Genomic DNA, 426 nt, shown 5'->3' with positions numbered 1-426 from the left:
TTCGTGTTCCGCATGTGACTTTGACTTTGCATTGTTTTGACCATAGTATGCGTTCTTACCATGCTTACGGTAGTAATGCTTGTCAAGCAAGTATTGTGGGACATGGGTTTCATCACGAGTTAATTGCAATGCGTGATAACTGATTTCAGCTGAAACTTCCAATACCTTGGCGTTGTAAACAGCCTTGTCAGCTGTTGGACCCCAAGCAAATGGGCCATGTTGGCTAACCAAGACAGCTGGAACAGCATCTGGGTCAACACCGCGACGTTCGAATTCGTCAACGATGACTTTACCAGTGTTTAATTCGTATGCTTCTTCAATCTGCTTCTTAGTCAAAGCAGGGGCACACGGAATGTCACCGTAGAAGGTGTCGGCATGAGTCGTACTTACAGCTGGAATATCCATCTTGGCTGCAGCAAATGAAAC

The 426-nt window shown here is 45.5% G+C and carries 1 protein-coding gene; it reads right to left on the bottom strand.

Annotated elements, in window-relative coordinates; translation table 11 throughout:
- Positions 1–426, bottom strand: a 426-nt coding sequence (locus FD05_RS02810; RefSeq protein WP_191981837.1) for a class II aldolase/adducin family protein, incomplete at both ends; no start/stop codon positions are given.

It is taken from the genome of Lentilactobacillus otakiensis DSM 19908 = JCM 15040 (assembly GCF_001434145.1).
Lineage (GTDB): Bacteria > Bacillota > Bacilli > Lactobacillales > Lactobacillaceae > Lentilactobacillus > Lentilactobacillus otakiensis.
This window is presented reverse-complemented; position numbering and strand designations above follow the sequence as displayed.